The following is an 8,161-nucleotide window of genomic DNA, read 5'->3' as shown; positions in this document are numbered from 1 at the left end:
CGCCAGCATCGCCGAGCTGGCGCGCGACACCGGCCTCAGCCGCGCCGCCACCCGCCGCTGCCTGCTGACGCTGGCCGAGCTCGGCTATGCCGAGACGGACGGGCGGCACTTCTGCCTCACGCCGCGCGTGCTGCGCCTCGGCGGCGCGTGGCTGGCCAGCGCCACCCTGCCCGATCTGCTGATGCCGCAGCTCGAGGCGGTGCGGGAGGCGACCGGCGAGAGCTGCTCGGCGGCGATCCTGGACGGGGCGGAGGTGGTCTACATCGCCCGTGCGGCGGCGCAGCGGATCATGCCGGTCTCCCTCGGGGTCGGCAGCCGGCTGCCGGCGCATTGCACGGCGCTCGGCCGCGCCCTGCTCTCCGCGCTGCCCGAGGGGGTGATGGAGCATCTCCTGGCCGGGCTGACGCCGGCGGCGCTGACCGAGCACACCCGCACCAGCCGCGAGGAGATCCGCGCCGCCGTCGCCGCCGCGCGCCGGCAGGGCTTCGCCATGGTGGAGGAGGAGTTGCAGCTGGGCCTGCGCTCCCTCGCCGTGCCGGTGCGCGACCAGCGCGGGCGCTGCGTCGCCGCCATCAACATCGGCCAGCGAACCTCGCGTGGCGAGGCCGGGGCCGTGTGCCAGCGGCTGCTGCCGCCGCTGCTGGCCGCCGCCGCGGAGCTGCGCCGCACCATCCCCGGCTGATCCGGCGCGGTCGGGCTGCGTTCAGGCGACTTCACGGTCATGTGAGCCTGGCCGGCTTGACGCCACGGGCTTCAGCGAGAACGTTCTCGCCGAGAACAAGGCCGCCAGGCCGCCGGAGGAAACCCATGGAAGAGACCGTGTCCGCGCCGCGGCGCCTTCACCGCGTCACCATCAAGGATCTGGCCCGCGACCTCGGCATGTCGGTGGCCACGGTGGCGCGCGCCTTCCATGCCGACGCGGCGATCGCCGAAGCCACCCGCCAGGCGGTGCTGGGCCGCGCCAGCCAGCTCGGCTACCAGCCCAACGCCCTGGCGCGCAGCATGATCACCCGCCGCACCCGCATCGTCGGCGTCGTGCTCTCGGACCTGGCGAACCCCTTCTACTCCGCCGCCCTGGCGCCGCTGACCGCCGCGCTGCAGGGCGCCGGCTACAATGTCATGCTGGTGATGGCGGAGGCCGGCGGCGAGATGGGCGAGGCGCTGCGCCTGCTGCTCTCCTACCAGCCCGAATGCGCCGTGATCCTGGCGACGACACTGAGCAGCGACGCCGCCGCCGCCTGCCGCGAGGCCGGCACGCCGCTGATCTTCCTCAACCGCCATCCCGGCGCGGCGGGGCTGGAGCCTGGAAGCCTCGCCGCCGTCTGCGACAATTCCGGCGGCGCCGCCGCGGTGGCCGGGCATCTGGCGGCGCGCGGCGCGCGGCGGCTCGGCCTGATCTCCGGGCGGCCGGATGCCTCGACCAATGCCGAGCGGTGCCAGGGCTTTCTCGACCGCTGCGCCGCACTCGGCCTGCCGCCGCCGTTGGTCGAGGCGGCGGGCGAGTTCACCTACGCCGCCGGGCAGCAGGCGGCACGCCGCCTGCTCGCCCGCCCGGACCGGCCGGAAGCGCTGTTCTGCACCGCCGACATCCTGGCGCTCGGCGCGATGGACGTGGCGCGGCACGAGCTTGGCCTCGCCGTGCCGGGCGACATCGCCATCGCCGGCTTCGACGACATCCCCATCGCCGCCTGGCCCTCGCACGACCTGACCAGCCTGCGCCAGCCGGTGGAGCGCATGGTCGCCGCCGCCCTGGACTGGATCACGCTCGCCGGCCGTGGCGAGGCGCCATCCTGCCGGCTGCTGCGCCTGCCCGGCGAGCTGGTCGTCCGCGGCAGCACCGTCCCGTTGCAGGAAGCAAGAAAGGAAACCGCATGCAGCCTGTCCTGAACACCGTCGCCGTCATCGGCGCGGGACTGGTCGGCTCCGGCTGGGCGCTGGTCTTCGCGCGCGGCGGCGCCCGGGTCCGCGTCTATGACGCCGATGCCGGACTGCGCGCCCGCGCGCCCGCGCGCATCCGCGCCATGCTGGAGGAGATGCGCGAGGCCGGGCTGGCCGAGGCGCCGGAGGTCGAGGCGGCCTTCGCCCGCATCACGGTGACGGAGAGCCTCGCCGAGGCGGTCGGCCCGGCCGACTACATCCAGGAATCCGTGCTCGAGCGCGTGCCGGTGAAGCAGGCGGTCTGCGCCGAGATCGACGCGGTCATGCGGCCCGACGCCATCGTCGGCTCCTCCTCCTCCGGCATTCCCGCCTCCGCCTTCACCGAGGGGCTGGCCAACCGCGCGCGCTTCCTGATCGCGCATCCGGTCAACCCGCCGCACCTGATCCCGCTGGTGGAGCTGGTGCCGGCGCCCTGGACCGATCCGGCCATCCCGCCCGTGCTGCGCGCCGCCATGGAAGGCTGGGGCCAGGCGCCGATCGAGGTGAAGGGCGAGATCGAGGGCTTCATCCTGAACCGGCTGCAGGGCGCGCTGCTGAACGAGGCCTGGGCGCTCTACGAGGCGGGCCTCGCCTCCGCCGTGGACATCGACCGCACGGTGAGCCAGGGCCTCGGCCTGCGCTGGGCCTTCATGGGGCCCTTCGAGACCATCGACCTGAACGCGCCGGGCGGCATCGCCGACTATTCCGCCCGGCTCGCCCCGCTCTATCACGACATCGCCCTTTCGCGCCGCGATCCGCAGCCCTGGTCGCAGCAGGCCATCGCCAGCGCCGAGCGGGAGCTGCGGCAGAGCCTGCCGCAGGACCGGCTCGGCGAGCGCACCGACTGGCGCAACCGCCGCCTGATGGCGCTCGTCGCGCATCTGCGCGGCCAGCCCAAGTGACCGGCGCCGGGGGGGGGGGGGGGGCGCCCCCCCCCCCCCGCGATGCCGCGGCCGGCGGCGCGCGTCAGGGGGCGCACCGTACCGACCTTCGCATGCTGCTGCAGCCTGGAGACCTGCCTGCGGAGATCTGTTCCACCGGAGAGCAGAAAGCGCTGCTGGTCAGCGTCGTGCTGGCCCAGGCGGCCCTGGTGGCGGCGCATCGCGGCTTCGCGCCGCTTCTGCTGCTCGACGAGGTGGCGGCGCATCTGGATCCGTCGCGGCGACAGGCGCTGTTCGAAGCCCTGGTGGACCTGCCGGCGCAATGCTTCCTCACCGGCACCGAGCCCGCCCCCTTCGCCAGCCTGGCGGGGCGGGCGCAGATGCTGGAGGCCATGCCGGACGGGCTCCGGCCGGCCGCCGATTTACCCGTGCCGGCCCGGGCGTAAGGTGCTATAAAATCCTGTCTTTCAGCCTGCCAGATTCAGGAGTTTTCCGCCGGCATGAGTGAGTCTGCGCGCGCGCCGTCCCCCGCCTCCGAGCCGGCGGATTCCTATGACAGCGCCTCCATCACCGTGCTTCGCGGACTGGAGGCGGTCCGCAAGCGCCCCGGCATGTATATCGGCGACACCGATGACGGCTCCGGCCTGCATCACATGGCTTTCGAGATCATCGACAACGCCGTGGACGAGGCGCAGGCCGGCTACGCCACCACCTGCACGGTGGTGCTGAACGCCGACGGCTCCGTCACCGTCGTCGATGACGGCCGCGGCATTCCCACCGACATCCATGCCGAGGAGGGCGTCTCGGCAGCCGAGGTGGTGCTGACCCGCCTGCATGCCGGGGGCAAGTTCAACCAGAATTCCTACAAGGTTTCCGGCGGCCTGCACGGCGTCGGCGCCGCTGTCGTGAACGCCCTGTCCGAATGGATGGATGTCACGATCTGGCGCGACGGGCAGGAGCACTTCATCCGCTTCGAGCATGGCGACACGGTGCAGCCGCTGAAGGTCGTGGGCCCGGCCAGTCGCGGCAATGGCACGCGCGTCACCTTCAAGCCTTCGGCCGGGACCTTCACCCGCACGGAATACGATTATGCCGTGCTGGAAAAGCGCCTTCGTGAACTGGCCTTCCTGAATTCCGGCCTCGGCATCACGCTGCGGGACGAGCGCCTGGTCGATGCCGGCGAGGCGCCGCGCGAGACGGTGTTCCGCTTCGATGGCGGGCTCGTGGCTTTCGTCGAATGGCTCGACCGCAGCAAGGAGCCGCTGTTCCGCCCGCCGGTCAGCCTCCGGGCCAAGGAGGGTGGCGGCATCCAGGTCGAGATGGCCTTGTGGTGGAACAGCAGCCCGCACGAGGTGGCGCTGTGCTTCACCAACAATATCCCGCAGCGTGACGGCGGAACGCATCAGGCCGGCTTCCGCCAGGCCCTGACCCGCGTGGTCATGAAGTACGCGGAGGAACTGGCCAGGAAGGAGAAGGTCGAGCTGTCCGGCGAGGACATGCGTGAGGGGCTGACCGCGGTCATCTCGGTCAAGGTGCCGGACCCGAAGTTCTCCTCGCAGACCAAGGACAAGCTGGTCTCCTCCGAGGTGCAGCCGGTGGTGCATGCCGCCGTCGCCGATGCCCTCTCGCACTGGTTCGAGACGCATCCCAAGGAAGCGCGGCAGGTGCTCGACCAGGTCGTGCTGGCCGCCGCCGCGCGCAAGGCGGCGCAGCTCGCGCGCGAGAAGGTCGGCCGCAAGAACGCGCTCGATATCTCGACCCTGCCCGGCAAGCTGGCCGATTGCCAGGAGAAGGACCCGACGAAGTGCGAGATCTTCCTCGTCGAGGGTGATTCCGCCGGCGGTTCCGCCAAGCAGGGCCGCGACCGGCGCTTCCAGGCGATCCTGCCCCTGAAAGGCAAGATCCTGAATGTCGAGCGCGCGCGCATCGACAAGATGCTGTCCTCCGCCGAGATCGGCACGCTGATCACCGCGCTCGGCACCGGCATCGGCACCGGGCCGGTGGAGCGGGGCGGCTTCTCGGCCGACAAGCTGCGCTACCACCGCATCGTCATCATGACCGACGCCGATGTGGACGGCTCGCATATCCGCACCCTGCTGCTGACCTTCTTCTTCCGGCAGATGCCGGAACTGTTGGCCCGCGGCCATCTCTACATCGCCCAGCCGCCGCTCTACCGCGCCAAGCGCGGCCAGGAGGAGCGCTACCTCAAGGACGACCGGGCGCTGGAGGACTACCTGCTCGAGAAGGCGCTGCACGGCGCCAGCCTGCGCTTCGCCGATGGCCGCGAGGCGCGCGAGGACGAGCTGCGCGAGGTGGTCGAGAGCATGCGCCAGATCGCCAGCCGCATCCGGCGGCTGGCCGGCAGCCAGCCGGTGGAGCTGATCGAGCAGGCCGCCATCGCCGGCGCCCTGACCACGGATGCCGCCAGCGCGCTGGCCGCCGCCCCCGGCCTGGCGGCGCGCCTCGACACCCTGGCCTTGCCGAATGAACGCGGCTGGAAGGTCGCCACCGGCGCCGAGGGGCTGGTCATGGGCCGGACTGTGCGCGGTGTCGCGGAGCGGCACCGGCTGGATGCCGTCGCCCTCCGCTCGCCCGAGGCGCGCTGGCTGGCGGAACGGCACGGCGCGCTGGCCAGCGCCTGGAGCCAGCCGGTCAGCCTGGTGCTGGAATCCGGCGCGCCCATCGAGGTGCGCGGCCCCCTGGCCGGGTTGGACCGCATCCTGGCCCAGGGCCGCAAGGGCCTGGCCATCCAGCGCTTCAAGGGACTGGGCGAGATGAATCCGGACCAGCTCTGGAGCACCACCCTCGACCCCGCGGCGCGCACCCTGCTGCAGGTCAGGATCGAGGATGTGGAGGATGCCGAGCAGGTTTTCTCCACCCTGATGGGCGATGTCGTCGAGCCGCGCCGCGAGTTCATCGTCGGCAATGCGCTGAAGGTGGCGAATCTCGACGTGTAGCGAAGTTGTTGTCGCGGTCCAGCAATACCTGCACAAAGTGACTATTGCTCGCACTAAATGGGTGCCAAGTGGTTGATTTTGCTTCTTGGCCTCCGTCCTCTTTAGCACTACCTGGGCATTTTGATTGAGTGTGTTGGAGGGTGTGCGACGCTGCCTTGTGGAGGGGAGGTCGATGACAAACATCCGGGGTGGCGGCGCGGACCTGGATCGTTGGCTGGCGCCGTTCCTTGCGGTGATGGGTCGCAAGACCCGCCGCAGTTGGGCGCCGCTCTACCTGCGGGGCCTGCTTGGACCCGGCGAGCGCAAGAGCCTGCAGCCGATGGCAGCCCGCCTGGGGCTGGGTGGGCATGACCAGTTGCAGCACTTCATCGCCAGCCCAGCCTGGAGCGACGCGCCGCTTTGGTCCGTGCTGGCGCAGCAGGCAGACAGGCTGGTCGGCGGTCCACAAGCCTGGCTGGTGATCGACGACACGGCGCTGCCCAAGAAAGGCACGATGTCGGTCGGCGTGCTGCCGCAGTACTGCGGGCAGCTTGGCAAGCAGGCGAACTGCCAGTCGCTGATGTCGCTCACCCTGGCGCAGGGCGAGGTGCCCGTCCCGGTCGGTCTGCGGCTGTTCCTGCCGGGCAAGTGGACCGATGATCCGTCGCGCTGCGCGCAGGCCGGCGTGCCAGAGGCGGTCATGGCGCCGCGCAGCAAGAGCGAGATCGCGCTGGACGAGGTGGACCGTCTGATAGCGGCAGGCGTGCGGTTCGGCACCGTGTTGGCGGATGCGGGCTACGGCGCGAGTGCCGCGTTCCGACAGGCTCTTGATGCTCGCGGCCTGCGCTGGGCGGTGGGCATCGCGCGCAACCAGAAGGTCTACAGCGCCGCCGTGCAGCTGGTGCCGCCGCCAGGGCGCGCTCGCAAGCCGATCCCCGATGAACAGCCCGTGGCGGCGGAAAAGGTCCTGGCCGACCTCTCCTGGCGCAGCATCGCCTGGCGGCAGGGCACCAAGGGCGCGCTGGCAGCCCGGTTCGCCGCGGTGCGCATCCGGGTCGGTGACGGCGCCGTGTGGGCCAACAACCGGCACCTGCCAGGTGACGAAGCCTGGCTGGTGGGCGAATGGCGCTCCGGCGGCGAGCGGAAGTACTACCTGAGCAACCTTCCCGTCGACACGCCGCTGCGGGCGCTGGCCATGGCGATCAAGGCGCGTTGGGTCTGCGAGCAGGCGCACCAGCAGCTGAAGCAGGAACTCGGCCTGGGGCACTTCGAGGGACGTTCATGGACCGGCCTGCACCGACACGCGCTGATGAGCTGCATCGCCTGCGCCTACCTGCAGCACCTCCGCCTCGCCGCACACCGCCGGACGAGGCGGGGGGAAAATGCGGATTCCGATGCCGGGACCGCCGCCATCACCAAGCCTGCCCGCCGTGCGGCGTGCCATCCTCGACCGCCTGTTCGCGCATCTCGCCATGCCGATCCGATGTCCCAACTGTCGACACAGGTTCTTATCGCCTCAGCTTAAAGTGCCCAGGTAGTGCTAGGCCCCGTTAGCTCTTGATCCAATCGAGTGATGCGGCGAGGCAGAGGACGCTGAGGAAGGATCGGGCGGTCTTCTCGTAGCGCGTGGCGACGGCGCGCCATTCTTTTAGGCGCGCCCATAGGTTCTCCACGCGAGAGCGGTTGCTGTAGATCCAGGTGGGACAGGCGACCGGCGGATCTGTCCGTTTGGGTGGAATGGCTGGCCGGGCGCCCATGGCCCAGATCCGCTCCCGGAAGGCGTCGGAGGCATAGCCGCGGTCGCCGACGATCCAGCCCGGCACATCCGGCAGACAGTCGAGCAGGCCAGGTGCGAGCGGCAGTTCGTGGGCCTGACCGGGCGCGAGAGCGAAGGCGATGGCCCGCCCGCGCCCGTCAGCAATCACGCAAGCCTTGGTGCCATAGCCGCCGCGAGATCGGCCAAGTGCTTCGCGTAAATCTCGCTCCTTGCCATTGACCCCCTTTTTTCCGCACCCGCCGCCTTGTGGTGAGCCCGGATGGTAGTGCCGTCGAGAAAGGTCATGCCGAGCGCCACGCCGCGCTGCTGGACCAATTCCAACAGGCGCTCCCAGACGCCTGCCTTGGCCCAGCGAATGAAGAGTTGTGCGGCCAGCCACCAGGGTCCGAGATCAGCGGGAATGCTGCGCCACTTGGCGCCGTTCTGGCAGCGCCAGATGATCGCTTCCATCGTGCGCCGCAGGTGGTGATGCTGCGTCTTGCGGTGTGGACGGCAGGCCTCGATCAATGGCTCCAGCACCACCCACTGCGCATCCGTCAGCACCATCCGCATCACCTCTCCACTGCTCCTGCAGCAGATGGGTTAATGGTCAGGCGCTAAGTGCCCGTTTGAGAATGGTCATGGATGGGCGATGCGCCTGATGAGGAGCG

At 70.5% G+C, this 8,161-nt stretch carries 7 protein-coding genes; 6 read left to right on the top strand and 1 reads right to left on the bottom strand.

What is annotated here, in order from left to right:
• From ACVMLK_RS18130 to ACVMLK_RS18105, 6 genes are all read left to right on the top strand, one after another.
• Positions 1–682, top strand: a 682-nt coding sequence (locus tag ACVMLK_RS18130; RefSeq protein ID WP_457487191.1) for an IclR family transcriptional regulator domain-containing protein, incomplete at its 5' end; no start/stop codon positions are given.
• A 125-nt stretch (positions 683–807) separates the two neighbouring features.
• The gene (locus ACVMLK_RS18125; protein ID WP_457487190.1) at positions 808–1,887 is read left to right on the top strand and encodes a LacI family DNA-binding transcriptional regulator; all 1,080 of its coding nucleotides are present in this window, start codon (positions 808–810) and stop codon (positions 1,885–1,887) included.
• Complete coding sequence (locus ACVMLK_RS18120; RefSeq protein WP_457487189.1) at positions 1,872–2,819, top strand: 3-hydroxyacyl-CoA dehydrogenase; 948 nt, start codon at positions 1,872–1,874, stop codon at positions 2,817–2,819. Before ACVMLK_RS18125 ends, ACVMLK_RS18120 begins: the two co-directional genes overlap by 16 nt.
• 92 nt (positions 2,820–2,911) lie before the next feature.
• Entirely contained in the window at positions 2,912–3,244 is a 333-nt protein-coding gene (locus ACVMLK_RS18115) for a hypothetical protein (RefSeq protein ID WP_457487188.1), read from the top strand.
• A gap of 54 nt (positions 3,245–3,298) precedes the next feature.
• A complete protein-coding gene (gene gyrB, locus ACVMLK_RS18110; RefSeq protein ID WP_198365604.1) occupies positions 3,299–5,755 on the top strand; it encodes a DNA topoisomerase (ATP-hydrolyzing) subunit B in 2,457 nt (818 codons plus the stop codon).
• Between the two features lie 172 nt (positions 5,756–5,927).
• On the top strand, positions 5,928–7,259 hold the full coding sequence (locus ACVMLK_RS18105) for an IS701 family transposase (protein WP_457487187.1): 1,332 nt from the start codon (positions 5,928–5,930) through the stop codon (positions 7,257–7,259).
• Positions 7,260–7,284: 25 nt separating this feature from the next.
• On the opposite strand, the gene ACVMLK_RS18100 is transcribed toward ACVMLK_RS18105, so the two are convergent.
• Positions 7,285–8,054, bottom strand: a protein-coding gene (locus tag ACVMLK_RS18100) for an IS5 family transposase (protein ID WP_457487192.1) whose coding sequence is annotated in 2 segments (ribosomal slippage) — positions 7,285–7,721 and positions 7,721–8,054 — 771 coding nt in all. Because the reading frame shifts where the segments join, the coding sequence is not laid out codon by codon here.
• Positions 8,055–8,161: the final 107 nt, after the last annotated feature.

It is taken from the genome of Teichococcus aerofrigidensis (genome assembly GCF_054073225.1).
This window is presented reverse-complemented; position numbering and strand designations above follow the sequence as displayed.